We start from the raw sequence: 25,673 nt of genomic DNA on the forward strand, positions 1-25,673 counted from the left end.
CGGCTCAGCCCCGGCGCGGGGCGGCGCCGCGCAGCCGCCCACGGACCAGCAGCACGATCCCCGCTCCGCCCGCCGCGAGCGCCAGCGCCGCCAGCGGGCGCCCCGCCCCGGACCCCGGCACGTCCACCGCGGCGGCGCCGACCACGGCCACCGACGCCGCGCAGGCCGCCAGCGCCTCGCCCCAGGTGCGCCGCGCGGGCCGGGTGGCGGTGAGCCCGGTCGACCAGGAGTCGCTCGCCGCGAGATAGCCGACCAGGAGCACCGCCGTGCAGGCCGCCTGCCACGGCGGCGGATCGCCGAGCGCGGCGAACAGCACGGCCGCGCAGGCGAGCGCGGTCGTCCGGTGCCGCGCGAGCCGGTGCCACCAGCGGAACGAGTGCAGCGTCGGACGCAGATCGAGACCCGGCGCCGCCCACAGGCCGACGACCAGCGCGCCGCAGAACAGGAACAGGCCGACGCCTCCGTGCCCCGCGGCCCACGGCCGGTACGCGGCCACGAGCAGGCCCGCGCCGAGCACCCGCGCCGGCAGCGTACGGACGGCGTGGGCGGCGTACGCTCCCCAGGGCACGCTCATCGCGGTCGGCCTCCCACCCGGCCGGACAGCAGCGGCGCGAGCGCCAGGTCCAGCGGCTGGCCCGCCGTGTGCCGCAGCACGGGCACCCCGCTGTCGCGCAGCGCGAACCGCATCGCGGCCCGGTCCGCGTGCCACAGCCGCAGCCCCAACTCGGCGGCCACGTCGCCCGGTTCGACCTCGGGGTCGCCGCTCGGGATCTCCACGACGACCGGCCGCCTGGCCCGCGCCTGGAGATCGCGCAGCACCTTGAGGATCCGGGCGTCGCTCAGCGGCGTGAAGACGTACACGAGCGCTCCCTCGGGCAGCGCGGGCGCCGGCACCCGGTGCAGCCCGGGGGAGTCGAGGCCGCGGTCCTTGCGGACGTCGAGGACGCTCTCGACGATGCGGTAGAACGCGGCGTCGCCCTGGTTCCCGGACCGCGGCTCGAGCCAGCGCGTCGCACCGCCGACGGAGACGACACCGACCCGGTCGTGGGTGCGCAGATAGGCGCGGGCGAGGCCGGCCGCGGCGCGCACCGTCTCGTCCAGCGAGGAGAGGCCCGTCGCCGGGTCCACCACGTCGCCGAACGCGTCGATCAGCATCACCGTGTCCGCGGCCCGCTCGGCGGCGAACCGGTGCAGCTGCACCGTGCCGCGCCGTGTCGTCGACGGCCAGTGGATGCGCCGCTGCCGCTCGCCGGGCTCCCACTGCCGTACGCCGAGCAGTTCGACGCCCTCGCCGTACTGCGCGGCCGTGTGCTCGCCCAGCCGCTGCGGCAGCCGTACCGGGACGGGCGTGAACCGCGACTGTCCGGCGTACGGGAACACCGCCACCTCGGCCGCCGCCACCCGCACACTGCGGCGGGCGGTGCCCCCGGCGTCGTACACGTCGAGATCGACCGGGCCCAGCGACCAGCGGCCCCACTCCAGCGCCGTGAGCCGCAGCGTGAGCGAGGACGGGCCGACGGACACCTCGTCGAGCCGGACGCCGGGGCCGAGCGTGACGCCCGGGTCGAGCCGGACCTCGCCGCCGTCGTGGGCGACGTCGATGCGCAGGGTGACCGTGTCGCCCTCGAAGCAGCGCCGGGGCGTGACGTCCGCCGTCGCCTCGACGCGCCGCGGGTACGCGCGCGGCAGCGACAGAGCGAGCAGCACCAGCGGGCCTGCGGCGAGCGCCGCCGACCACGCCCGGCCGGTGAGCAGCGCCGCGGCGAGCGCCACCGCGGCCACCGTCAGCAGCCGCAGCGTCCGCTCGCCGGGGCGCGGCCCCGGCGGCGGGGGCGGCGGCGCCTGTCCCGGGGCGGTCCGGCCCTCCAGTGCGCGCAGCACCGCGGCGCTCGGTCGGCCGCCGTCCGGTATCCGGGGAGCGGTCATGAGCGGACCGGCTCCGTGCGGCGCGTCGCCGGGGTCGGCACCGTGCCGGCGATCTCGCGCACGACCGCGTCGGTGGACACCTCGCGCACCCACAACTCCGGCCGCAGCGACACCCGGTGGGCGAGCGCGGGCACGGCGAGGAGCTTCAGGTCCTCCGGGACCACGAAGTCGCGCCCTTCGAGGACCGCGCGGGCGCGGGCCAGCTGCACCAGGGCGAGCCCGCCGCGCGGTGAGGCGCCGATGCTGATCTGCGGATGGCCGCGGGTGGCGTTCACCAGCGCGACCGCGTAACCGAGGAGGTCGTCGTCGATCTCGACCCGCTCCACGGCGTCCCGCCAGGCCACCACCTCCGCCGGGCTCGCGAGGGTGTCGACGACCGCCTCGGGCGCGGCCCGGTCGACGCGGGCGCGCAGCATCGTCAGCTCCTCGCCCGACGACAAGTAGCCCATGCGCACGCGGAGTTGGAAGCGGTCCAGCTGTGCCTCCGGCAGGGAGTACGTGCCCTCGTACTCCACCGGGTTGGCGGTCGCGATCACCAGGAACGGATCGGGCAGCGCACGCGTCGCCCCGTCCACCGTCACCTGCGACTCGGCCATCGCCTCCAAGAGGGCCGCCTGGGTCTTCGGTGGTGTCCGGTTGATCTCGTCGGCGAGCAGCAGATGCGTGAAGACGGGCCCCGGGTGGAAGACCATCGCGCCGCCGCGCTGGTCGTACAGGGACGCGCCCGTCACGTCGGACGGCAGCAGGTCGGGCGTGAACTGGATGCGGCGGAAGTCCAGGCCGAGCGCCGTCGCGAACGACCGCGCCAGCAGGGTCTTGCCGAGCCCCGGCAGATCCTCGATCAGGACGTGGCCGCGGGCGAGGACACCGAGCATGACCAGTTCGAGGGCGTCGGACTTGCCCACGACGGCACGCCCGACCTCGCGCAGCACGGCACCGGCCCGCTCGCCGGCCTCCCGGGGACTCATGGGGGCATGCGGCGCGGACGGGGCGGGCGGCTCGGAGGGGCTTGGCACGGCGCTTCTTCCTTCGGCAGGTGCGGACTTGGCAGGTGCGGTCCGGGACGCGTACGGGGCGTGCCGAGTGCTTCGAGGCGGTCGACGAGCCGGCCCAGGACCTCGGCCGGGATCGCGCCGTCGGGCCCCGTCGCGGGCGGCTCGGGACCCAGCCAGCGCCACAGCTCGGGACCGATCAACTCGGCCGCCCGATCGGGCTGCCGGTCGAGGGAGACGTGGTGGTGCTCGGCGAGCGCGGCGGCGAAGAGCCGGCGCAGTTCGGGCCGCAGGACGGCGCGGTAGCCCAGGGCGCCGTCGGGCCCCAGGGAGATCCGTACGTTGCGGTGCCACTCGCCCATGCCGGGGGCCCGCGTCCGCAGCAGCCGCACCTCGCCCCGCCGCCCGGAGTCCAGCGCGTCGGCGCCCGCGACGTACCGGGCGCAGAGCAGCGCGCCCGCGGCGAGCGCGGCGGCCGTGGCCCCGGCGGCGACCCAGCCGTCGACGAGCAGGACCAGCACGACCGCGGTGAGCGCGAGCGCGGCCGACAGGAGCAGCAGGCGCGGGACGCTCAGCGGGCGACGGCCGCGCCGCACCCCGGCCGGCTCGGGCGCCGTCATCGGGCGCTCTCCCGCCCGTGCCGCTCCCGAAGCAGACCGGCTATCTCCTCCAGCGCCTCGGCGGCGGCCACCCGCCGGGAGTCGCCCATGGGGTGCGAGGAGTAGCGCGCCTCCCGGAACAGCGCGGTCAGCCGGGGCGCGGCCGGGCCCGCCGCCAGGCCCGCGCGGGACGCCCGGGTGAGCAGATCGGCCGGGCTGTCGGCGGCGTGCCGCGGTACCCCGGACGCGGCGAGGGCCTCCTCCATCGCGGCGTAGCAGGCGATGACGGCGGCCCGCGCGTCGGTGCCGTCGGCCAGCGCGCGGCGGCCCTCGCCGACCACGGACAGCAGCAGCTCCCGCTCGGTGTCCTCGGCGGCGACGGGCCGCGCGGGCGGCCCCGGCAGCGACAGACCGTGCCGACGCAGCCGGATCACCAGGACCACGACGACGGCCGCCAGCAGCGCCGCGGCGAGCCCCGCGGCGACGAGCGACAGCGACAGGCCGGATCCGTCGCCCGAGCCCGCGACGGGCGGCGACGCGGTGGGCAGGGACGGGCTCGGCAGCGCCGTCGGCCCGGCGTCCGGAGCGTCCGAGGCGCTCGGGGGAAACCGGTGCAGGACCAGGGCGAGCACCCCGAGCGCGACCGGCCCCACGAGCAGCAGCGGCAGGGCGATCTGGCGCAGCCGGTCCTCGTGCGGCGGAAGCGCGCCGCGGTCGCCGCGGATCCGGGGGCGCAGCCGCCGGACCACGACCAGCCAGACCGCCGTCCAGACAAGGGCGAGACCGACCACGAGGAAGGAGGAGCCGCCGAGCGGGCCCGCACCCGGGCTCAGGAGCGACGCGGCCGGGCGCAGCAGCAGAGCGGCGGCGGCCAGTACGGCGACGACGGCCACGGCGACCACCGGGCCGGGACCCGCCCGGCGAACGTCTCGGCCTACGCGCACCGCGCCTCCCCCCGCATGCCGGTCCACGCATCCTCACACGCGGCGACAGCGATGTCAGCCGTCTCCCGGGTCACACGGGGAATTCGTCCCCGGGCCGTGCGGCGGCCCGGAGAGGATCAGCACGCGTCCCGCAACAGCTCCGCGAGATATCCGTCCACGTCGACGTGCCGGCCCTCGTCGCCGGTCGGCACCAGTCGCGTCGTGCCCGTCAGGAACTGCCGCACGTCGTCCGAGCGGACATGCACGACCGCGGTGCCCTCCACGGCGTGGAACTCCAGGACCGTACGGTCGTAACCGTACGGCCGCACCCGCACGTCCCCGGCGCCGACCGACTCGGTCAGGCCACCGGTCAGCAACTCGCGGGCGAACGTCCAGCACACGTCGACGCCCTCCAGGGTGGCGGCGGCGGGGAACGACATGCGGACGGCGAACGGGTCGTGCGTGTCGTACCGAAGGGTCGCGGGGATGCTCGCCATGCGCGGCGCGGCAGCGACGAGACGGGCCTCTACGGCTTGCTCGATGACGGTGGACAACGCCTGCTCCCTTGCGACGACTGGACGGAGAGCGACGGACGCTCTGGGGGCCTCTCTTGAATAGACGGCGGAACGAGCGAATCCGTGCATCTGATGTCGGACGAAATACAAGTGACCTCTGTCACCGGTTTCATTCAAGATCGCTCGAGATGCTCTGGACGCGGCTGTGCCGGTGGACTACCTTCGCGCGCCATGGGGAGACCGCGAACATCGAGGCGCCGGAGGACATCGCGCACCGTGGGCCTGGTGGTGACGGCGCTGCTCGGCGCCCTCGCCTGGGGAACGGGACCGGCGGGCGCCACCGTGCCCCCGGCCGCCGATCGGTCCGACGGCCGGTTCGCCGGTGGGCCGGCCTGGCACCCTACGGACACCGGCCGCACGGACGTACGGTTCCGTGGCCTGGCCGCGGTCGACCGGTCGGCCGCCTGGCTGGCCGGGACCAGCGGCATCGTGCTGCGCACCTCCGACGGGGGCAGGCACTGGCATGACGTGTCGCCGCCGGCGGCGGCCGGTCTGGAGCTGCGCGACATCGAGGCGTTCGACGCGCGCCGCGCGGTCGTCCTGGCGATCGGCGAGGGCGACGCCTCCCGGATCCTCCGCACGGACGACGGCGGCGCGACCTGGACGGAGTCGTTCCGCAACACCGATCCGAAGGCGTTCTACGACTGCGTGGCGTTCTTCGACCCCCGGCACGGGCTCGCGATGAGCGATCCGGTCGACGGCCGGTTCCGCATCCTGTCGACGCGCGACGGTGGCCGGTCCTGGTCGGTGCTGCCGAGCGCCGGGATGCCGCCCGCGCAGTCCGGCGAGGCGGGCTTCGCCGCGTCCGGGCAGTGCCTGGTGACCTCGGGCCCGAAGGACGTCTGGCTGGCGACCGGCGGCGGCGCGAGCGCCCGCGTGCTGCACTCCGCCGACCGCGGCCGCACCTGGACGGCGAGCGCCACGACGGTCCCGGCGGGCGATCCGGCCCGCGGCGTCTTCGGCCTCGCCTTCCGCGACCGGACGCACGGCATCGCCGTCGGCGGCGACTACCGCGCCGACCAGCCCTCGCCGCGCGCCGCCGCGGTCACCGGCGACGCGGGACGCACCTGGGCCCCGGCCGCCGCCGGGCCGCCCGCCTACCGCTCCGGTGTCGCCTGGCTCCCGCACAGCCGCAGTGCCGCCCTCGCGGTCGGCCCGACGGGCACCGACCTCACCACGGACGGCGGCCGCACCTGGCGCACGGTCGACACCGGCTCGTACGACACCGTCAACTGCACGCCGGACGGGACCTGTTGGGCCTCGGGCGAGAAGGGGCGTGCGGCGCGCCTGGCCCGCTGAGACGGACGGCAGGGGCCCTGGCCGACGTGCACGCGCACACGGCCGGGGCCCCCGCCCGGTGGTCCGTCAGTCGGTGTCGGTCGACGGAATGAAGGCGCCCGGCACATCCTTGGGCGCGTAGATCTCCTTCTCGCCCGGATACGGCGTCTTCCACCCGTGCGTCTCGTACCACGTGAAGTGGTTCATCTGCGCGGGGTTGGCGTAGTCCGGCACGGCGTGCGGGCCGGTCAGGCGCTGCTTCGACTTCCAGGCGGCCCACTCGGCCGCGAGACCGCTGCGCGCCGCCGGGACCTTGGTCGACGGCACGGCCGCCGCGTTCGGGTCCTGGGCCGCCGGAGTGTCCACGCCGCACGGCGGCGGGGTCTTGAGGCCGTCGGTGAGCGCGGTGCGGTTGGGCACCGCGGTGAAGGGCGTGTAGTCCGGCTTCTTCGTGAAGGCCGCCGTCATCGGCGTCGCCGCACTGTCCTTCTGGTTCATCGGGTGGATCCCGAGGATCTGCTCGATGGTGCGGATCATCGTGATCTGCGAGTAGTAGTGGCTGTCGACGGTGGCGTGCCGCGCCCAGGGGCTGATGATCTGGATCGGCGCGCGGTGGCCGTCGACGTGGTCGAGACCGGCCTGGGAGTCGTCCTCGACCACGAAGATCGCGGAGTCCTTCCAGTACTTGGAGTGCGAGATCGTGTCCACGATCCGGCCGGTGGCGAGGTCGTTGTCCGCGACCTGCGCGGGCGAGCTCGCCGGACCGCCGGTGTGGTCGCTGGAGAGCCAGAACATGTTCAGGTTCGACGGACCGTTCTTCTCGAAGTCCTGCTTCCAGATCTCGGCCCGGTAGACGTCGGGCACGCTGGTGTCGAACTTCGCGAAGCCGGGCACCGAGACGGAGTTGAGCGACGGGATCGGCGACGACGACACCAGGTCGTAGGCGGTGTCCTGCCCGGTGGAGCGCATGTTCTTCGCGTCGCAGTACAGGTTCTGCCAGCTCGCGTCGGCCGGCTTGGTGAGGAACTGCTGGAACTCGCCGAAGTCCCGGACGGACCTGCCCGCGTCCTGCGCACCGGTCCACAGGAACCCGGACCGCTGGTGGCCGAGCGCGTCGTCCTCGGTGTCGTAACTGCGCGCGTACTCACCGGCCGAGGACTCGGTGTACTCCGGATCGTCCGCCTGCATCAGCCAGTTGTGGCCCTCGGCCGAGTTCGTGCCGATGTCGTACGTGTTGTCGTACAGGCCGAACTGCCGGGCCAGGGCGTGCTGGTTGGGCGTCACGTTCTCGCCGAACTCGGTGAGCGCCGGATCGCCGTTGCCCTCCGGCATGTCACCGTAGAGCTGGTCGTAGGTCCGGTTCTCCTTGACGATCAGGAACACGTGCTTGATCGTCGACGGGTCGCCGATCCGCTGGGGGACCGGCACCGCCTTGGTGCGGTGCCTGCTGTTCGCCTTCTCGACGGCGCCGTGGGTCCAGCCGTTCTGCCGGAACACCTTCGACGTCTGCGACCTGATCACGCGGTCGCTCGGCAGCGTGAAGTGCTGCACGCTGGCCGTCGTGTCGTGCGTGGCGTGTCCGGCCTTCGTGGTCGGCCTGCGGGCGTCGATGCCACGGGTGTTGGAGACGACGACCTGATCGCCGGCCGTCGCGATCTCCGAGGGGAAGTAGTCCGTCGGCAGCAGACCGATGTAACTCACCGGCTCCTGCGGGGAGATGTAGCGGTAGACAGCGACGGCGTTCGCGCGGCCGAGCGTCACCAGGAGCCGGCCGTCGCCGGTGAGCGTCACCGCGTCGGGCTCGTAGCCCACCGAGGCCTCGGGCCACGGCTTGGTCGAGATGGTCTGGACGACCTTGCCCTTCGCGGTGTCGATGACCGACACGTCGTTCGTGGCGGTGTTGGTGACGAACAGCGCGCCCTTCTTGGCGTACAGCGCCGTCGGGTGCAGACCGACGGTGATGCTCGACGGCGCGGCGTCCGGCTTCGCCAGGTCGATGACGCTGACCGTGCCGGTCGTGGTGGCCGCGGTCCTCGGGTCGGCCGGGACCTGCGTGTCGTACGAGTTGATCGTGGTGTCGCCGGGCCGCGCCGGGCGGCCGCCCTCGTTGCTGACGTAGAGCTTGTCGCCGACCTGGACCATGTCGCGCGGCGCGTTGCCGACGGCCCAGCTCTGCTTGATCGCGCCGGTCGCCGCGTCCAGGGCGATGACCCGGTTCTGCCCGTTGACGGCCGCGTACACGGTCGAGCCGTCCGCGGAGAACACGGGCTCGCCCACGAGCGCGTGCTTGGCGCCGTCCGCGGGGACGGCGACGGTCGTCGGGCTGCCGACGCTGCCGTCGTCGTTCACCGTGAACCGGGTGTAGCCGTCGGTCTGGCCGAGCCACAGCTGCTTGCCGTCGGGCGAGTACGTCGGGCCTTCCTGGCCGACGCTGTTGCTCGCGATCCGCGGGTTCGACGTCGCGGCCGTGCCGACGAGCTGCTGCTCCTTCCAGTTCTTCAGGTCCACGATCGACAGCGCGGACCCGCCGTCGGTGACGGCCGCGGCGAGATGCGTGCCGTCGGGACTGACCGACGACGACATGATCTTGCCGCTGTTCAGGACGAGCCGGTCGCCGTACGGGGCGATGTACTGGTCGCTTGAGATGACCTGGCCGTTCCGGGTGACCTGGCCCACCTGGTCGTGGCCGAACTGGTCCGTCGACGCGAAAGCGGCACCGGCGGCCGTCACGGCGAGCGCCGTGACGGCGGTGACGACCACGGGCCTGCGGCGCCCGACGCGTCTTGCGAGGAGACCGGCAAGGCCTCTCCCGGCACGCCTGCGGCGGCGTGTTACCTGCATGGGGTTCATCCCTTCATCAACACGACTTCACTTCGAACTGGCCTTCAGCAGCTGGACGTTGGCGTCGAACTGCCACAGCGGATTGGGTCCGTCGCCGGTCGGGGTGTGCAGCAGGAAGTAGCCGTTGACTTCCTTCGGTCCGTCGCCGTCGGCCACGAACCGCCCGTCCGCGGTGACGTCCAGCTGGTAGATCGCCTGTCCGGTGGCGGCGATGCCGGGCAGGTGCCAGGAGACGACGCAGCGCCAGTCGTTGCCGGGGCCCTCGGCGTCGACGCGGACGCTGCCCTTGTCGCACGCCGATGTGGTCCGCAGCTGGGCCTCGGTGACGGCGGGCCGGTTCAGCTCCGCGGTCTGCACGACGTACAGATGCGCGAACGCGGTGGCGACCGAGCGCTGCACCTTGTCCTGCGTGATCCCCGAACCGCTCGCCGGGGTGGCGGCGGTGATCAGGGCGACCGTCGCGACACCGAGGCCGAGCAGCGGCAGGGCGCCCACGGTCAGGGCGCGGCGCCCCGCGCCGTCGGCGGTGAGGTTGGTGAAGTCGCGCCGTACGAACAGCAGATACGCGAGCCCGGTCGCGGCCAGCGCCCACACCAGGGACACCACGATGCCGATGAGCAGCGGCTCCAGCTGCTGGGGGCCGGTGAACAGACCGTTCCAGGAGATGAACGCGTAGCCGGGCAGCGCGAGGCGTACGGCGACGGGCAGCGGCAGCATCTGGGCGAGCTGCATCGCCAGCGCCACGAGCGCGGGCAGCAGCAGGCCCATCGGCGACCTGCCGAGCGCGACGGACCCGAGCAGCCCGATCGCGGACAGGGCGAGGGTCGGGGCGAGCACGCAGACCCAGGCGAGCAGCACCTTGCCGGAGGCGTCCGACGCCGTCAGGACGTGCCCGTCGAGGCCGACCAGCGGATGGTTCCCGACGGTCAGGAGACCACCGGCCGTGCTCGACACGACGAGCCCCGCCACCAGGACGAGGATGACGGTGAGGCTGGCCAGCGCCTTGGCGACGAAGATCCGCCGCGGCGAGCGCACGGCCACGAGCAGATGCCGCCAGGTCCCGAGCCGGTCCTCCGCCGCGAACACGTCCCCGGCGACCATCGAGGTCACGAGCGGCAGCGCCCAGCTGCCCGCGAACCCGAGCATGACGAGCGGCCCCGCCCACCCCGTGGCGTGCATCCAGCGTCCGAACAGGGTGTCGACGGGCAGCGAGCTCTGCCGGCTCACCGCCGCGACGAACAGCGCGGGCGCCACCCAGCACACCAGCACGAGGAGCCGGATCCGCCACTGCGAGACGAGCTTGACGACCTCGAATCGGTAGCCGCGCCGCACCGGCACCCGCCGGGGCGCGGCAACGTTGTCCTGGGCCGGGGTCGCCGCCGTCACCGCTCATCTCCCTGCTGGGTCAGTGCCAGGAACGCGGCCTCCAACGGCGAGACGACGGGCGCCAGTTCGCGCAGTGCGACGCCCGCCTTCACCAGCCGCGTCACCAGGTCGTCGAGCGCGGGCACCAGCGCCCGTACGACGAGCACGGACGGGTCGTGGCCCCCGTCGGCGGTCCGCACGATGGTGATACCCACCGTGTCGGCCGTCACCCGGCGGGCCGCCTCGGGGTCGGAGGTGCGCAGGCGGTAGTCGAGTTCGCGGCTCTCATCGGCCAGTTCGCCCAGGGGGCCGGAGAAGACGACCCGTCCGGTCGCGAGGATGGTGACCTCGGAGCACAGCGCCTCCAGGTCGTCCATCCGGTGGCTGGACAGCACCACGGTGGTGCCGGCCGCGGCCAGCCGGGTCAGGACCCCGTGCACATGGCGGGCGCCGGCCGGGTCGAGCCCGTTGGCGGGTTCGTCGAGGACCAGCAGGCGGGGCTCGCTCAGCAGGGCCGCGGCGAGACCGAGACGCTGGCGCATGCCGAGGGAGAAACCCCGGGTGCGGTCGTCGGCGACGTCGGTCAGGCCGACCTGGTCGAGCGCGTCGGCGATCGCGGGCGTGCGGGCGTCACGGCCGTGCAGCGCGGCGAGCGCGGCGAGGTTCTGCCGCGCGGTCAGCGAGGGGTACAGCCCCGGACCGTCCACGAATCCGGCGACGCCGTCGGGCGCGCCGAGCCCCCGGCCGACGGGCCTCCCGAGGATCTCCAGGGTCCCGTCGTCCGCGACGGCGAGGCCGAGCAGCAGACCGAGGAGCGTCGTCTTGCCCGCCCCGTTCGGTCCGGCCAGACCGTGGATGCGTCCCGGCGGGATCTCCAGGTCGATGCCGTCCAGCGCGACGACCTCGCCGAAACTGCGGGTGATGCCGCGTGCCCGTACGGCGTGCGGTCCGTCCATGAGTCACCTTCCCTCGAAAGCCTCAAGGACCATAGGGACCGCATAAGTCGGCCGCAGGAACCGTGAGTTGAACGAGCCGGGAACGCAAGGCAATCGGAGTCCCAAGTACCGCGCGAGGGCGAGAACCGGACGCGCGACCACCTTCACGGCCGGCCCGGGCGTCCAGACGCTCCCGGTTGAGGGGCGCGGGACGAAGCCCGGCGGCCATCCGGAGCGACAACATCCGGAAGGTAAGGTCAGGCTAACCTAATGTCCGAAGGGGTGGGTGTAGGACCCGTCCTCCGGACACCACCCGCACGACCTCAGGAGACGGCTTGCCGTACGCCACCGAAACCCGCGCACCGGTCACCGGCCAGGTGGAACTGCGCGACCCGGCCCAGCTGCGCGAGATCCTCGGCGAGCCGCACCCCATCGTGATCGACAAGGTGCACGACCGGCTCGACGCGCAGGACCGCGAGCTGATCGCCCGCTCCCCGTTCTGCCTGCTCGCCACCTCCGACGCCCGCGGCGGCTGCGACGTCTCGCCGCGTGGCGACGGCCCCGGCTTCGCGCACATCGTCGACGACGGCACGCTCGCCCTGCCGGACCGCCCCGGCAACCGTCGGGGCGACAGCTTCCACAACATCCTGGAGAACCCGCACGCGGGCCTGCTCTTCCTCATACCCGGCGCCAAGGACGTCCTGCGGGTCAACGGCCGCGCCCGCATCCTCACCGACGCGCCCTTCTTCGACCTCATGGAGATCAAGGGCCAACGGCCGCGGCTGGCCCTGCTCCTGGACATCGACGAGATCTACCTGCACTGCCCCCAGTCGCTGCGCCGCTCCGGCATCTGGGAGCCGGGCATCTGGGACTAGGCCTTGTCCGCGCCTTGTGCAACGCCCTTTAAAGGTTGTTGCACAAGGCTGCGTTCTGGCAGGTCAGAGCCGGTGGAGACGGTTTTCTGGTCATGATGCGAGGGCGAGGTTGTGCATCTGGGCGACGGCCTGGACGGCGTGGTGGAGGCCGTCGCCGTGCTGCCGGCAGTCGCGGAGGATCTTGTAGTTCTTCATCCGGCCGATCACGTGCTCGACCCGGGCGCGGACCTTGCGGTGGGCGGCGTTGTCGTCCTCTTCGCCCGGCAGCAGCTCGCGTCGGGGGCGTTTGCGGTGCGGGGTGACCATGCCGCAGTTCAGGTAGGCGCCGTCGCCGAGGACCGTCACGCCCCGGCAGCGCGCGGCCAGGCCGGAGGCGCGCCAGGCGTGCGCGTCCGCGGTGGTGCCCGGCACCGGCCGGGCCGCTGCGATCACCAGGCGGGTATCGGCATCGACGATGACCTGCACGTTCGCCGAGAACCGGTAGTTGCGGCTGGAGGTGCCGACGTGGCGGTCCCGGACCGGGATCAGGGTGCCGTCCACGATCCACAGCCGGTCCGCCGCGTCGGCCGGACGGGCCACCGGCTCCAGCGCGAGCAGCGGGCCCAGCTTCTGGATGACCCGGCACACCGTCGAGGAGGAGACGCCGAACAGCGGGCCGAGCTGCCGCATGGTCAGGTTCGTGCGGTAGTACACGGCCACCACCAGGACCCGTTCGGCCAGCGGCAGGCTCCACGGCCGGCCCCGCAGGGTGCCGTTGCCGCCCCGGTCCCGGACCGTCTTCAGCAGCCGCCCGAACTTCTCCAACGACAGCCCCGTGAACGTCTCCACCCACACACGTTCAGCCCTCAACACCCCAGCCATACACCGGAGATGCCCAGATCACGGCCTTGTGCAACACCCTTTAAAGGGTGTTGCACAACCGCGATCACGCCTGAATTCGGCCACCACAGGCATGATCGACTGCCCGCTTGTGCACCGTCTTCCACCGGCCTGGCCGGGGCCCGCAGAGCGGATCTGGAGATCGTCCGCGCCTTGTGCAACACCCTTTAGGAGACGGGTCCCGCCATGACCCGGGCCATGCCCACCGAGCCGGACGCGGACGTCTCCGTGAAGCCGAACTTCTCGTAGAGGAACTTCGCGGGCCCGTCCGCGATCAGCGACACGTACGCGGACGAGGGCGCCCGGCGCTCCAGCTCCTCGGTAAGCGCCGCCATGATCCGCCGGCCCAGGCCCCGGCCCTGGTGGTCGGGGTGCACGCAGATGTCGACGATCTGGAACGCCGTGCCGCCGTCCCCGATGATCCGGCCCATCCCGATCGGCTCGCCGCGGTGCCGCAGCAGCACGCCGAACCAGGTGTTCGGCAACGCGAGCGCCGCTGCTCGCGGACTCCGGTCGGAGAGTCCCGCGTCCGTGCGCAGCCGTCGGAACACCTCGACCGAGGGCACACCCGGCTCGATCGTGTAAGGGTCAGTAATGTCGTTCATGCCTTACATGCTACAGGGTCGCGCACGGCCTGCGTCTAGGGTTGCCGCATGGCGACGATCACGGGGATCCCGGCGGGCTGGCCGGCCGACGAGACGGCGGCGCGGGCGGTGCAGGACGCGCTGCGCGACCGCGTCGTCCTGGACGAGACGGGCCCGCCGCCCGGCGCGGGCCCGGTCACGGGAATCGACGTCGCCTACGACGACGAGCGCGATGTCGTCGCCGCGGCCGCGGTCGTCCTGGACCCGGCCACGCTCGACGTCGTCGAGGAGGCCACGGCCGTCGGGCGGGTCGCCTTCCCCTACGTCCCCGGCCTGTTGGCGTTCCGGGAGATCCCCGCGGTCCTCGGCGCCCTGGAGGCGCTGCGCACCGACCCCGGCCTGGTGGTCTGCGACGGCTACGGCGTCGCCCACCCGCGCCGCTTCGGTCTCGCCAGCCATCTGGGCGTGCTCACCGGACTGCCCACCATGGGCGTGGCCAAGAACCCGTTCCTGTTCGCGGAGGGCGAGTTGGGGCCGGAGCGGGGGAGCACGGCGCCGCTCCTCGACGGCACCGAGGAGGTCGGCCGGGCCGTGCGCACCCGCGCGCGCGTCAAGCCCGTGTACGTCTCGGTGGGCCACCGGGTGTCACTGGACAACGCGTGCGCGCACGCGTTGTCCCTCACCCCGGCGTACCGGCAGCCGGAGACGACTCGCCGCGCGGACCGTCTGTGCCGGGACGCCCTGGCGGCCTTGTAGGGGGCGCGGGGAACCGCGCTGCCGGCCGCGACGGCCCGCGCCCCGGTTCCTCAGCGCTCGGCCGCCACCCGGAACGTGATCCCGGCCTTCCGCAACCGGCCGGTCAACGCGTCCCCCATCGCCACCGCCGTGGTGACCTGCCCGGCGCTCTCCGGCAGGTCGTCCAGTGCGAGCGACAGCGCGGACTCGGCCAGCATCTTCGCCGTCTCCCCGTAGCCCGGGTCGCCGCCGGACACCTCGGTGAACACCCGGCGCCCGCCGCCCTCGCCCACGAACCGCACCGAGAACCAGCTCTTGGCCCGGCGCTCGGCGTCGGGGCCGTCCCCGGGCCGCAGCCGCCCGCCGAGCCAGCGCCGCGCGGGCGCCACCTGGGCCGCCGCGAACAGGGCGCCCGCGGCGGCGACGCCACCGACCGCGACCGGCAGCGACTTCACCGCCGCGTAGTGCCGGTAGCGGAAGTCGGGGCCGTAGCGCTCCAGCGCCCGCGCGGAGCGCTGCACCACCTGCGGGTCGATCGTGGGCAGCGGCAGCGCCCACGCCCCGACCTCCTTGGCGTACCGAGGCGCGGACGTCGGCGCGTACGCGGTCCGGCCCACCAGGCGCGGCTGGTGGCGCCGCCGGTCGCGCTGGGCCGCGACCATCTGACGCCCGCGCGCGAACTGGTTCAGCGCGGACGCGAACGTACCGCCGGAGAACCGGGCGTTCGTCCGCACGAACCCGTCGACCCGCAGCGGCACCCCTTCCGGCAGCTGCCGCACGGTGAAGTAGGCGCCCAGGTCGTGCGGCACGGAGTCGAAACCGCAGGCGTGCACCAGGCGGGCGCCCGTCTCACGCGCGCGGGCGTCGTGGCGCACGTACATCAGGTCCACGAACTCCGGCTCGCCCGTCAGGTCCACGTAGTCCGTGCCGCTGTCGGCGCACGCCGCGACGATGCCCTCCCCGTACTCCAGGTAGGGGCCGACCGTGGAGATCACCACACGCGCGCGGGCGGCCAGTTCGCGCAGGCTCGCCGGATCGGCGACGTCCGCGCGCTCCAGCGGGAGCACCGCGCACTCCGGGTCGATCCCGGTGAGCCGCTCGCGCAGCCGCTCCAGCTTCGCGGTGTCCCGGCCGGCGATCGCCCAGCGCAGCCCGTCCGGCGCGTGGGCCGCGAGGTACTCGGCCGTGAGCACCCCCACGAACCCCGTCGCCCCGAAGAGCACCACGTCGTACGCCCTGTCCGTCCTGTCGGGCTTCCCGCGCTCGTTCATGACACCCCTCATCGTGCGTCCCGGGCCGTTGCCGGTGGCCGAGGCTAGCGTGACGACCCGGAAATTGGCTAAGCGCTTGCTCGTCAAGGGCTTGTGCTGACCGGGCCGCATTCATAGCATCGTTGGTGTTACATCAGTTGTGTCACAGGCGGGCTGGGGGCGTGGCCGGATGACAGAGGCAGGCACGGAGACCCGCGAGGAGCACGGCGGCCCGCTCGCCGGGGTGCGCGTGGTCGAGCTCGCCGGGATCGGCCCCGGGCCGTTCGCCGCGATGGTCCTCGCCGACCTCGGCGCCGATGTCGTACGGGTCGACCGGCCGGGCGGAAGCGGGCTCGGGATCAACCCCGAGTTCGACATCACCAACCGCAACAAGCGCTCCGTGCTCGTCGACCTGAAGGCCGAGGGCGGCGTCGAGCGCGTGCTCGGACTCGTCGACCGCGCGGACATCCTGATCGAGGGCTACCGGCCGGGCGTCGCCGAGCGGCTCGGCGTCGGCCCCGCCGACTGCCACGCCCGGAACCCGAGGCTGGTCTACGGCCGGATGACCGGCTGGGGCCAGGACGGGCCCCTCGCGCAGCGCGCCGGACACGACATCGCCTACATCGCGCCGACCGGCACCCTCGGCATGATCGGCCGCCCCGACGAGCCGCCGACCGTCCCCGCCAACCTCGTGGGGGACTACGCGGGCGGCTCCCTCTACCTCGTCGTCGGCATCCTCGCCGCCCTGCACCACGCCCGCGCCACCGGCGCCGGCCAGGTCGTCGACGCCGCCATCGTCGACGGCACCGCCCACCTCACCTCGATGATCCACGGCATGCTCGCGGCGGGCGGCTGGCAGGACCGGCGCGGAGCCAACCTGCTGGACGGCGGCTGCCCGTTCTACGGCACGTACGAGACGGCCGACGGCCAGTACATGGCGGTCGGCGCCCTCGAGCAGCAGTTCTACGACGAGTTCACCGCACTGCTCGGCCTCGCGGACACCGCCCCCGCACGCAAGGACCTGGCCCGCTGGGGCGCCCTGCGCGAGGCCGTCGCCGCACGCTTCAAGGAGCGTACGAGGCAGGAGTGGACGGCCGTCTTCGAGGGCTCGGACGCCTGCGTCGCCCCCGTCCTGTCGCTGCGCGAGGCGCCCGGCCATCCGCATCTCGCCGCCCGCGGCACCTTCGTCGACCACGGCGGCATCACCCAGCCCGCACCCGCCCCCCGCTTCACGCGCACCCCCACCTCCGTCCGCTCGGGGCCCGCCCGGCCCGGCGCCGACACCGCGGCCGTGGCGCGCGACTGGGACGTACCGGCCCTGACCGACGAGCCCACCGACCCCCCGAAGAAAGGCAGTTGATCGCGAGCATGGAACGACGCCTGTTCAGCGCCGAGCACGAGGCGTTCCGCGAGACCGTGCGCACCTTCCTCGCCAAGGAGGTGACCCCGCACTACGAGCAGTGGGAGAAGGACGGCATCGTCGCGCGGGAGGCCTGGCTCGCCGCCGGCCGCCAGGGTCTCCTGGGACTCGCCGTGCCCGAGGAATACGGCGGCGGGGGCGACCCCGACTTCCGCTACAGCGCCGTGCTCGCCGAGGAGTTCACCCGGGCCGGGGCGGCCGGGCTCGCGGTCGGCCTGCACAACGACATCATCGGCCCGTACCTGACCTCGCTCGGCACGGACGAGCAGAAGCGGCGCTGGCTGCCCGGCTTCTGCGACGGCTCGCTGATCACCGCGATCGCCATGACCGAACCCGGCGCCGGATCCGACCTCCAGGGCATCCGCACCACCGCCGAGGACAAGGGCGACCACTGGCTGCTCAACGGCTCGAAGACCTTCATCTCCAACGGCATCCTGGCCGACCTCGTCATCGTCGTGGCGAAGACGACCCCCGAGGGCGGCGCCCACGGCCTGTCCCTCCTCGTCGTCGAGCGCGGCACGGACGGCTTCGAGCGCGGCCGCAACCTCGACAAGATCGGCCAGAAGGCGCAGGACACGGCCGAGCTGTTCTTCAACGACGTACGGGTTCCCAAGGAGAATCTGCTCGGTGAGCTGAACGGCGCGTTCATCCACCTGATGACGAACCTGGCGCAGGAGCGCATGGGCATCGCCGTCGCCGCCATCGCCGCCGCCGAGCACCTGCTGGAGATCACCACGACGTACGTCAAGGAGCGCGAGGCCTTCGGGCGCAAGCTCGCCAAGCTGCAGCACATCCGGTTCGAGATCGCCGAGATGGCCACCGAGTGCGCCGTCACCCGGACCTTCCTCGACCGCTGCATCGAGGACCACTCCGCCGGCACCCTCGACGCCGTGCACGCCTCCATGGCCAAGTGGTGGGCCACCGAACTGCAGAAGCGCGTCGCCGACCGCTGTCTCCAACTGCACGGCGGCTACGGCTACATGACCGAGTACCGCGTCGCGAAGGCCTTCACCGACGGACGCATCCAGACCATCTACGGCGGGACGACCGAGATCATGAAGGAGATCATCGGCCGTTCGCTGCTGTCCTGAAAACACCCCCGTTGAAAGGCACTTCCGTGACCACAGACGCGTACGTCTACGACGCGATCCGCACCCCTCGTGGCCGGGGCAAGGCCAGCGGCTCCCTGCACGGCACCAAGCCGATCGACCTCGTGGTCGGCCTGATCCACGAGATCCGGGCCCGCTTCCCCGGACTCGACCCCGCCGCCATCGACGACATCGTCCTCGGCGTCGTCGGCCCGGTCGGCGACCAGGGCTCCGACATCGCCCGCATCGCCGCCATCGCGGCCGGACTGCCCGACACGGTCGCGGGCGTCCAGGAGAACCGCTTCTGCGCCTCGGGCCTCGAAGCCGTCAACCTCGCCGCGATGAAGGTCCGCTCCGGCTGGGAGGACCTGGTCCTCGCCGGCGGCGTCGAGTCGATGTCGCGGGTGCCGATGGCCTCCGACGGCGGCGCCTGGTTCGCCGACCCGATGACCAACTTCGAGACCGGTTTCGTGCCGCAGGGCATCGGCGCCGACCTGATCGCCACCATCGAGGGCTTCTCCCGCCGCGACGTCGACGAGTACGCGGCGCTCTCCCAGGAGCGGGCCGCCGCCGCCGTGAAGGACGGCCGCTTCGAGCGGTCGGTGGTCCCGGTCAAGGACCGCAGCGGGCTGACCGTCCTCGACCACGACGAGTTCCTGCGGCCGGGCACGACCGCCGACTCGCTGGCCAAGCTCAAGCCGTCCTTCAAGGACATCGGCGACCTCGGCGGCTTCGACGCCGTCGCCCTCCAGAAGTACCACTGGGTCGAGAAGATCGACCACGTGCACCACGCGGGCAACTCCTCCGGCATCGTCGACGGCGCCTCGCTCGTCGCCATCGGCTCGCGCGAGGTGGGGGAGCGGTACGACCTCACGCCCCGCGCCCGGATCGTCTCCGTGGCCGTCTCCGGCTCCGAGCCGACCATCATGCTCACCGGCCCGGCGCCCGCCACCCGCAAGGCGCTCGCCAAGGCCGGTCTGACCATCGACGACATCGACCTCGTCGAGATCAACGAGGCCTTCGCGGCGGTGGTGCTCCGCTTCGTCAAGGACATGGGTCTGTCGCTGGACAAGGTGAACGTCAACGGCGGCGCGATCGCCCTCGGCCACCCTCTGGGGGCGACCGGAGCGATGATCCTCGGGACGCTCGTCGATGAACTCGAGCGCCGTGACCTCCGGTACGGCCTGGCGACTCTGTGCGTCGGCGGTGGCATGGGCATCGCCACCATCGTGGAACGGGTGTAGCGGCCGCTTCTCGCGCAGTTCCCCGCGCCCCTGGAAGCGAGCTCCGCTCGCCCAGGGGAAGGCTGCGCGCAGCGCATGCCTTCAGGGGCGCGGGGAACTGCGCGACCAGCCCCCACCCACCCGCACGACGGCGACGAAACAAGGCGGCCCACCCGAGAACCCGCCCCCAACTCCCCGCACCTGACTTCACGGAGACACACCATGACCGCCAGCACCACCATCCGCTGGGAACAGGACGACACCGGCATCGTCACCCTCGTCCTCGACGACCCCAACCAGTCCGCGAACACCATGAACCAGGCGTTCAAGGACTCCATCGCGGCGATCGCCGACCGCGCCGAGGCCGAGCGCGACTCCATCCGCGGCATCATCTACACCTCCGCCAAGAAGACCTTCTTCGCGGGCGGCGACCTCAAGGACATGATGAAGGCCGGCCCCGAGGACGCCCAGGCCGTCTTCGAGACCGGCGTCGGCATCAAGAACTCCCTGCGCCGCATCGAGACCCTCGGCAAGCCGGTCGTCGCGGCGATCAACGGCGCGGCCCTCGGCGGCGGCTACGAGATCGCCCTCGCCAGCCACCACCGCGTCGCCCTCGACGCCCCCGGCTCGAAGATCGGCCTCCCCGAGGTCACCCTCGGCCTGCTCCCGGCCGGCGGCGGCGTCACCCGCACCGTCCGCCTCATGGGCATCGCCGACGCCCTCCTCAAGGTGCTGCTCCAGGGCACCCAGTACGCCCCGAAGCGCGCGCTGGAGAACGGCCTGATCCACGAAGTGGCCGCCACCCGCGAGGAGATGCTCGACAAGGCCCGCGCCTTCATCGACGCCAACCCCGAGTCGCAGCAGCCCTGGGACAAGCCCGGCTACCGCATCCCCGGCGGCACCCCCGCCAACCCGAAGTTCGCCGCGAACCTGCCCGCGTTCCCGGCCAACCTCAAGAAGCAGCTGAACGGCGCCCCGTACCCCGCGCCCCGCAACATCCTCGCGGCCGCCGTCGAGGGCTCCCAGGTCGACTTCGAGACGGCCCTGACCATCGAGGCCCGCTACTTCACCGAGCTGGTCACCGGCCAGACCGCGAAGAACATGATCCAGGCGTTCTTCTTCGACCTCCAGGCGGTCAACTCCGGGGCCAACCGCCCCCAGGGCATCGAGCCCCGCAAGGTGCGCAAGGTCGCCGTCCTCGGCGCCGGCATGATGGGCGCGGGCATCGCCTACTCGTGCGCCCGCGCGGGCATCGAGGTGGTCCTGAAGGACGTATCGGCCGAGTCCGCCGCCAAGGGCAAGGGCTACTCCGAGAAGCTCTGCGCCAAGGCCGTCAGCCGCGGCCGCACCACCCAGGAGAAGGCCGACGCGCTGCTCGCGCGGATCACACCCACCGCCGACCCGCAGGACGTGGCCGGCTGCGACGCCGTCATCGAGGCCGTGTTCGAGGACCCGTCGCTCAAGCACAAGGTGTTCCAGGAGATCCAGGATGTCGTCGCCCCCGACGCGCTGCTGTGCTCCAACACCTCGACGCTTCCCATCACCACCCTCGCCGAGGGCGTCCAGCGGCAGGCCGACTTCATCGGTCTGCACTTCTTCTCGCCGGTCGACAAGATGCCGCTGGTGGAGATCATCAAGGGTGAGCGCACCGGTGACGAGGCGCTCGCCCGCGCCTTCGACCTCGTACGCCAGATCAACAAGACGCCGATCGTCGTGAACGACTCGCGCGGGTTCTTCACCTCCCGCGTCATCGGCCACTTCATCAACGAGGGCGTCGCGATGGTCGGCGAGGGCGTCGAGCCCGCGTCGGTCGAGCAGGCGGCGGGCCAGGCCGGCTACCCGGCCAAGGTGCTCTCCCTGATGGACGAGCTGACCCTCACCCTGCCGCGCAAGATCCGGCAGGAGACGCGGGCGGCGATCGAGGAGGCGGGCGGCACCTGGGCCGAGCACCCCGCCGAGGCCGTCATCGACCGCATGGTCGACGAGTTCGGCCGCACCGGCCGCAGCGGCGGCGCGGGCTTCTACGAGTACGGGGAGGACGGCAGGCGCGGCGCCCTGTGGCCGGGGCTGCGCGAGCACTTCACCAAGCCGGGTACGGGGATCCCGTTCGAGGACATGCAGGAGCGCATGCTCTTCTCCGAGGCGCTGGACACGGTCCGGCTGATCGAGGAGGGCGTCCTCACGTCCGTCGCCGACGCCAACATCGGCTCCATCTTCGGGATCGGCTTCCCGGGCTGGACCGGCGGTGTCCTGCAGTACATCAACGGTTACGAGGGCGGGCTCACCGGATTCGTCGCCCGCGCGCGCGAGCTGGCCGAGCGCTACGGCGACCGCTTCCTGCCGCCCGCGCTGCTCGTGACCAAGGCGGAGAAGGGCGAGACGTTCAGCGACAGCTGAGCCGATCGCCCGCCGTGGTGATGCGCCCCGCGACACGGGGCGCATCACCACGGCCGCTCACCCGGCGCTTCTGAACGCGGCCCGCAGCTCCTCGCGCAGCGACCGCTGGAACGCCGTCACCAGCGCCTGCACCACCAGCGGCTGCATATGGGCCGACAGCGACCGCATCGCCGACACGTGCCCCGGGTCCCCGGGATCCGCCTCGCGCTCCCGGTAGGGGCCCCACACCTCTTCCTGGAAGAGCCGGGACAGCGCGTGCGCCGTCTGCCGGGTGTGCTCCAGCAGGATCGTGCGCGCGGCCAGCAGCGTCTCGTGCGCGATCGGCACGTCGAGGAGCTGCACGCCCAGGCGCAGCTGCCCCACGTCCACCCGGAACGCGTCGGGCTCCTCCAGGTACGTGATGACGCCCATCGCCGACAGCCGGTCCAGGTCCGTGCCGGACAGCGCCCGCCCGCACCGCCGCTCCAGCTCCGCGTGCGGCATCTCCTCCGCCGCGTCCGGCGCCCAGCTCGCCACCACCGCGCGGTGCATGGCGAGTTCGTCGGCGCTCAGGTCCGTCGGCAGCTGCTCCAGATAGCGCTCGATGGCGGACAGGGTCATGCCCTGGTGCCGCAACTCCTCGATGAGGCCGAGCCGCGACAGGTGCTCCTGCCCGTAGTGACCGACCCGGCGCGGGCCGATCACCGGTGGCGGCAGCAGGCCGCGCGTGCTGTAGAAGCGGATCGTGCGGACCGTGACGGCCGCCCGCGCCGCCAGTTCGTCGACGGTCAGCGTGGACTCGGGACCGGCCGGTCCCGCCCCGCTGTTCTCGATGTCGGTGGCCATGTCCGCCTCGCGCCTAGCTCTCGGTGCCGATCGGGTTCAACAGTATTGCTGAGACACCGAAGTTGTGAAACCCTCCCGCGCCGCCCGAGACACCCGACCTGAAGCGGTGCCTTTACGCCGGTCCGGGCGACCGCACAAGACCGCTTCTCGACATGTGAGAAGGACCGCTATGTGATCTCCGTCACCGCATTTCCGGTGATCTTTGGGGGAAGGTGCACAGTCGGTCCGCACACTGTCAGGGGTGTCGCGGGCCGCGGTACTTCCGGACCCAGGGGACCCCACGTCCCCGCGCACCACAGAGCGGACACCCCCACGTGAGCAAGGACGCCGTGAACACGGCCGTGGACGCATCCCCCACGGATGCGCCCCAGACGCCCGCCGACGCGGGCGACGCCGGGTACAGCAAGGCCCTCAAGAGCCGCCACGTCAACATGATCGCCATCGGTGGCGCGATCGGCACCGGACTCTTCCTCGGTGCCGGAGGCCGCCTGCACGACGCGGGCCCCGCGCTCGTCTTCGCCTACCTGGTCTGCGGAATCTTCGCCTACCTGGTCGTGCGCGCCCTCGGTGAGATGGTCGTCTACCGGCCCTCCTCGGGATCCTTCGTGTCGTACGCGCGCGAGTTCCTCGGCGAGAAGGGCGCCTACATCGCCGGATGGATGTACTTCCTCAACTGGTCGATGACGGGCATCGCGGACATCACCGCGATCGCGCTCTACACGCAGTACTGGAGCGCGTTCACCTCCGTGCCGCAGTGGGTGCTCGCGCTGATCGCCCTCGCGGTCGTGCTCTCCGTCAACCTCGTCTCGGTGAAGTACTTCGGCGAGATGGAGTTCTGGTTCTCGATCATCAAGGTGGCGACGCTCGTCGCCTTCCTGTTCGTGGGCATCTTCCTGATCGCCACCCAGCACCCCGTCGACGGCCAGACACCCGGCCTGCACATGATCACCGACCACGGCGGCTGGATGCCCAGCGGCACCATGTCGGTGATTCTCGTGATGCAGGGCGTCGTCTTCGCCTACGCGGCCCTGGAGCTGGTCGGCGTCGCGGCGGGCGAGACCGCCGAGCCGCAGAAGGTCGTCCCGCGTGCGGTGAACTCGATCATGTGGCGCGTCGGCCTGTTCTACTGCGGCTCCGTGCTGCTCCTGGCCCTGCTGCTGCCCTCGTCGACGTACAAGGCGGGCGAGAGCCCCTTCGTCACCCTGTTCTCCAAGCTCGGGGTCGGCGGCATCGGCGACATCGTCAACCTGGTCGTGCTGACCGCCGCCATGTCCTCGCTCAACTCGGGCCTCTACTCCACGGGCCGCATCCTGCGCTCCATGGCGATGTCGGGCTCCGCCCCGCAGTTCACCGCCCGGATGAACCGCAGCCAGGTGCCCTACGGCGGCATCCTGCTGACGGCGGGCGTCGGCGTCCTGGGCGTCGGCCTGAACTACCTGCTGCCGGCCGACGCCTTCGAGATCGTCATCGAGATCTCGTCCATCGGCATCATCGGCACCTGGGTCATGATCATGGTCGCGCACCTGGCGTTCGTCCGCAGGGCCAAGCAGGGCCTGGTCGAGCGTCCGGCGTTCCGGCTGCCCGGCTCCCCGGTGACCGAGATCGTCACGATCGTCTTCCTGGTGCTCGTCCTCGGCCTGATGTGGAACGACGCGGAGACCGGCCGCAAGACGCTCAGCCTGATCCCGGTCGTCGCCGTACTGCTCGTCGTCGGCTGGTTCCGCGCCCGCAAGAACATCGCCCGCAAGGCAGCCGCCGAGCCGCAGACCGGCGCGACGAAGGACGAGTAGCCCGCCGCCGGCCCGAGCCCGAGCGGGCGTACTGACGCTGGCGCGGCCCGGGGGATCCCGGTGACGGTGTACGGCCACGAGGGCTGAGGCGGTGTGAACCGGGCACCGGGCGGGGCGAGTTGGCCGTGCGTACCGTGAGGGTAGGACTCAGGCATGGCCCTGATTTCGTGGGACGTTCACCTCAAAACGGGACAACTGGCCTCCTTTGCCGCCTTGCTGACGACCGCGCTCGTCGGCTCGGCCCGGCTGTGGTCCCGGCGCCCCGAGCCCGCCCGGACCGCCGTGCCGCCCCCGTCCCCGCCCCCGGCGCCGTGTCTGCGGGCGCACGTCGTGCCGACCCACTCCACCCCGGCCGACCCCGCGCACACCGCGGCCGTCACGGACCTGTGCACCCGGGTCTCCGAAGTCGCCTCCGACCTGGCCAAACGGTACGGGAACGAGGAGTAGCCGGACGGCTTGGAGGACCCGGGCGGCACACGGGGTGGAGTCCCGGCGGCCGGGCATCTCCACCTTCCGTTCCACCCGTGGGTCCAGGCGTCACGCGCCCCGGATCAGCAGTCTTGAGGGCATGACAACCACCGACTGGATCACCGACATCGCCCTCGTCCTCGTCGTCTTCCGGCAACTGCGGGAAGGCCGCCTCGACCTCAAGACCTTCCTGATCCCGCTCGGGATCGTGGCCTTCGTGGCCCACAGCTACCTCGACAGCGTGCCCACGGCGGGCAACGACCTGGTGCTGATCGGCACGCTGACGGCCATCGGTGCCGCGCTCGGCATCGCGGGCGGCGTCTACACCCGGATCCGCCCGGCGGGCGGGCACCTGCTGATCAAGGCCGGTGCCGTCTCCGCGGTCCTGTGGGTGCTCGGCATGGGGGCCCGGATGGGCTTCCAGCTGTGGGTCCAGCACGGTGGCGCCGACGACGTGGCCCGCTTCAGCCTCACCCACCACATCACCAGCGATCAGGCCTGGGTCGCGGCCTTCGTCCTGATGGCGCTCACCGAGGTCGTCACACGCCTGGCCACCATCTTCGTCCGGAGCCGGCTGGTGACCCTCGACCGGCGGCAGCCGGCGACCGTGCCGACGCTCGACCGCACGGCCTGACCGTGGGTTATGGTCACGCCGTGCCCGAAGCACCGAGCGCCCCCGAGACCCCGAGCGTCCCCGCCCCCGGG

23 protein-coding genes are annotated in these 25,673 nt (G+C 72.6%); 10 read left to right on the forward strand and 13 right to left on the reverse strand.

Going from position 1 to position 25,673, the window contains the following annotated elements:
* Window positions 1-4: 4 nt before the first annotated feature.
* From ABII15_RS32900 to ABII15_RS32925, 6 genes are all read right to left on the reverse strand, one after another.
* A complete protein-coding gene (locus tag ABII15_RS32900; RefSeq protein ID WP_353945924.1) occupies window positions 5-574 on the reverse strand; it encodes a hypothetical protein in 570 nt (189 codons plus the stop codon).
* Window positions 571-1,926 (reverse strand): DUF58 domain-containing protein, encoded by a 1,356-nt coding sequence (locus ABII15_RS32905; protein WP_353945925.1) that lies wholly within the window; start codon window positions 1,924-1,926, stop codon window positions 571-573. Before ABII15_RS32905 ends, ABII15_RS32900 begins: the two co-directional genes overlap by 4 nt.
* Window positions 1,923-2,894: a MoxR family ATPase gene (locus ABII15_RS32910; RefSeq protein ID WP_353945926.1), complete on the reverse strand. Its 972-nt coding sequence runs from the start codon at window positions 2,892-2,894 to the stop codon at window positions 1,923-1,925. Before ABII15_RS32910 ends, ABII15_RS32905 begins: the two co-directional genes overlap by 4 nt.
* Window positions 2,891-3,538 carry a hypothetical protein gene (locus ABII15_RS32915; RefSeq protein ID WP_353945927.1) on the reverse strand — a complete coding sequence of 216 codons (648 nt, stop codon included), beginning with the start codon at window positions 3,536-3,538 and terminating at the stop codon, window positions 2,891-2,893. Before ABII15_RS32915 ends, ABII15_RS32910 begins: the two co-directional genes overlap by 4 nt.
* Window positions 3,535-4,461 (reverse strand): DUF4129 domain-containing protein, encoded by a 927-nt coding sequence (locus ABII15_RS32920; RefSeq protein ID WP_353945928.1) that lies wholly within the window; start codon window positions 4,459-4,461, stop codon window positions 3,535-3,537. The genes ABII15_RS32915 and ABII15_RS32920 overlap by 4 nt, the downstream gene beginning before the upstream one ends.
* A 116-nt stretch (window positions 4,462-4,577) precedes the next feature.
* The gene (locus ABII15_RS32925; RefSeq protein ID WP_353945929.1) at window positions 4,578-4,994 is read right to left on the reverse strand and encodes an SsgA family sporulation/cell division regulator; all 417 of its coding nucleotides are present in this window, start codon (window positions 4,992-4,994) and stop codon (window positions 4,578-4,580) included.
* A gap of 237 nt (window positions 4,995-5,231) precedes the next feature.
* Between ABII15_RS32925 and ABII15_RS32930 the strand changes: the two genes are divergently transcribed.
* On the forward strand, window positions 5,232-6,314 hold the full coding sequence (locus ABII15_RS32930; RefSeq protein WP_353945930.1) for an oxidoreductase: 1,083 nt from the start codon (window positions 5,232-5,234) through the stop codon (window positions 6,312-6,314).
* A 66-nt stretch (window positions 6,315-6,380) separates the two neighbouring features.
* Here ABII15_RS32930 and ABII15_RS32935 read toward each other — a convergent pair whose 3' ends face one another.
* From ABII15_RS32935 to ABII15_RS32945, 3 genes are read right to left on the reverse strand one after another with little or no spacing between them, the layout of a single operon-like run.
* Window positions 6,381-9,134 carry an alkaline phosphatase family protein gene (locus ABII15_RS32935; protein ID WP_353945931.1) on the reverse strand — a complete coding sequence of 918 codons (2,754 nt, stop codon included), beginning with the start codon at window positions 9,132-9,134 and terminating at the stop codon, window positions 6,381-6,383.
* 27 nt (window positions 9,135-9,161) lie between these two features.
* The gene (locus ABII15_RS32940) at window positions 9,162-10,520 is read right to left on the reverse strand and encodes an ABC transporter permease (protein WP_353945932.1); all 1,359 of its coding nucleotides are present in this window, start codon (window positions 10,518-10,520) and stop codon (window positions 9,162-9,164) included.
* Window positions 10,517-11,455, reverse strand: a complete 939-nt coding sequence (locus ABII15_RS32945) for an ABC transporter ATP-binding protein (RefSeq protein WP_353945933.1) — start codon at window positions 11,453-11,455, stop codon at window positions 10,517-10,519. Before ABII15_RS32945 ends, ABII15_RS32940 begins: the two co-directional genes overlap by 4 nt.
* A 314-nt stretch (window positions 11,456-11,769) precedes the next feature.
* Here ABII15_RS32945 and ABII15_RS32950 point away from each other — a divergent pair, with 314 nt between their 5' ends.
* On the forward strand, window positions 11,770-12,309 hold the full coding sequence (locus ABII15_RS32950; RefSeq protein ID WP_353945934.1) for an MSMEG_1061 family FMN-dependent PPOX-type flavoprotein: 540 nt from the start codon (window positions 11,770-11,772) through the stop codon (window positions 12,307-12,309).
* 90 nt (window positions 12,310-12,399) lie between these two features.
* On the opposite strand, the gene ABII15_RS32955 is transcribed toward ABII15_RS32950, so the two are convergent.
* Window positions 12,400-13,170 carry a transposase family protein gene (locus ABII15_RS32955; protein ID WP_353944294.1) on the reverse strand — a complete coding sequence of 257 codons (771 nt, stop codon included), beginning with the start codon at window positions 13,168-13,170 and terminating at the stop codon, window positions 12,400-12,402.
* 185 nt (window positions 13,171-13,355) lie between these two features.
* Window positions 13,356-13,793: a GNAT family N-acetyltransferase gene (locus ABII15_RS32960; RefSeq protein ID WP_353945935.1), complete on the reverse strand. Its 438-nt coding sequence runs from the start codon at window positions 13,791-13,793 to the stop codon at window positions 13,356-13,358.
* Window positions 13,794-13,841: 48 nt separating this feature from the next.
* Between ABII15_RS32960 and ABII15_RS32965 the strand changes: the two genes are divergently transcribed.
* Window positions 13,842-14,528: an endonuclease V gene (locus tag ABII15_RS32965; RefSeq protein WP_353945936.1), complete on the forward strand. Its 687-nt coding sequence runs from the start codon at window positions 13,842-13,844 to the stop codon at window positions 14,526-14,528.
* Between the two features lie 50 nt (window positions 14,529-14,578).
* Here the strand turns inward: ABII15_RS32965 and ABII15_RS32970 are convergent, their stop codons facing one another.
* A complete protein-coding gene (locus ABII15_RS32970; RefSeq protein WP_353945937.1) occupies window positions 14,579-15,778 on the reverse strand; it encodes a saccharopine dehydrogenase NADP-binding domain-containing protein in 1,200 nt (399 codons plus the stop codon).
* Window positions 15,779-15,947: 169 nt separating this feature from the next.
* On the opposite strand from ABII15_RS32970, the gene ABII15_RS32975 reads away from it, so the two are divergent.
* The 4 genes from ABII15_RS32975 to ABII15_RS32990 all read left to right on the forward strand — a co-directional run bounded on the left by ABII15_RS32975 (window position 15,948) and on the right by ABII15_RS32990 (window position 21,885).
* Window positions 15,948-17,117 carry a CaiB/BaiF CoA-transferase family protein gene (locus ABII15_RS32975; protein ID WP_353945938.1) on the forward strand — a complete coding sequence of 390 codons (1,170 nt, stop codon included), beginning with the start codon at window positions 15,948-15,950 and terminating at the stop codon, window positions 17,115-17,117.
* A gap of 8 nt (window positions 17,118-17,125) precedes the next feature.
* Complete coding sequence (locus ABII15_RS32980) at window positions 17,126-18,268, forward strand: acyl-CoA dehydrogenase family protein (protein WP_353945939.1); 1,143 nt, start codon at window positions 17,126-17,128, stop codon at window positions 18,266-18,268.
* Window positions 18,269-18,294: 26 nt separating this feature from the next.
* Entirely contained in the window at window positions 18,295-19,509 is a 1,215-nt protein-coding gene (locus ABII15_RS32985; protein WP_353945940.1) for an acetyl-CoA C-acetyltransferase, read from the forward strand.
* A gap of 201 nt (window positions 19,510-19,710) precedes the next feature.
* Entirely contained in the window at window positions 19,711-21,885 is a 2,175-nt protein-coding gene (locus ABII15_RS32990; protein WP_353945941.1) for a 3-hydroxyacyl-CoA dehydrogenase NAD-binding domain-containing protein, read from the forward strand.
* A gap of 57 nt (window positions 21,886-21,942) precedes the next feature.
* Here the strand turns inward: ABII15_RS32990 and ABII15_RS32995 are convergent, their stop codons facing one another.
* Window positions 21,943-22,710, reverse strand: a complete 768-nt coding sequence (locus ABII15_RS32995) for a MerR family transcriptional regulator (RefSeq protein WP_353945942.1) — start codon at window positions 22,708-22,710, stop codon at window positions 21,943-21,945.
* Window positions 22,711-23,024: 314 nt separating this feature from the next.
* Between ABII15_RS32995 and ABII15_RS33000 the strand changes: the two genes are divergently transcribed.
* From ABII15_RS33000 to ABII15_RS33010, 3 genes are all read left to right on the forward strand, one after another.
* Complete coding sequence (locus tag ABII15_RS33000) at window positions 23,025-24,500, forward strand: amino acid permease (protein WP_353945943.1); 1,476 nt, start codon at window positions 23,025-23,027, stop codon at window positions 24,498-24,500.
* 153 nt (window positions 24,501-24,653) lie between these two features.
* A complete protein-coding gene (locus ABII15_RS33005) occupies window positions 24,654-24,947 on the forward strand; it encodes a hypothetical protein (RefSeq protein ID WP_353945944.1) in 294 nt (97 codons plus the stop codon).
* 121 nt (window positions 24,948-25,068) lie between these two features.
* Entirely contained in the window at window positions 25,069-25,602 is a 534-nt protein-coding gene (locus ABII15_RS33010) for a hypothetical protein (RefSeq protein WP_353945945.1), read from the forward strand.
* Window positions 25,603-25,673 lie beyond the last annotated feature (71 nt).

Source organism: Streptomyces sp. HUAS MG91 (genome assembly GCF_040529335.1).
GTDB lineage: Bacteria > Actinomycetota > Actinomycetes > Streptomycetales > Streptomycetaceae > Streptomyces > Streptomyces tabacisoli.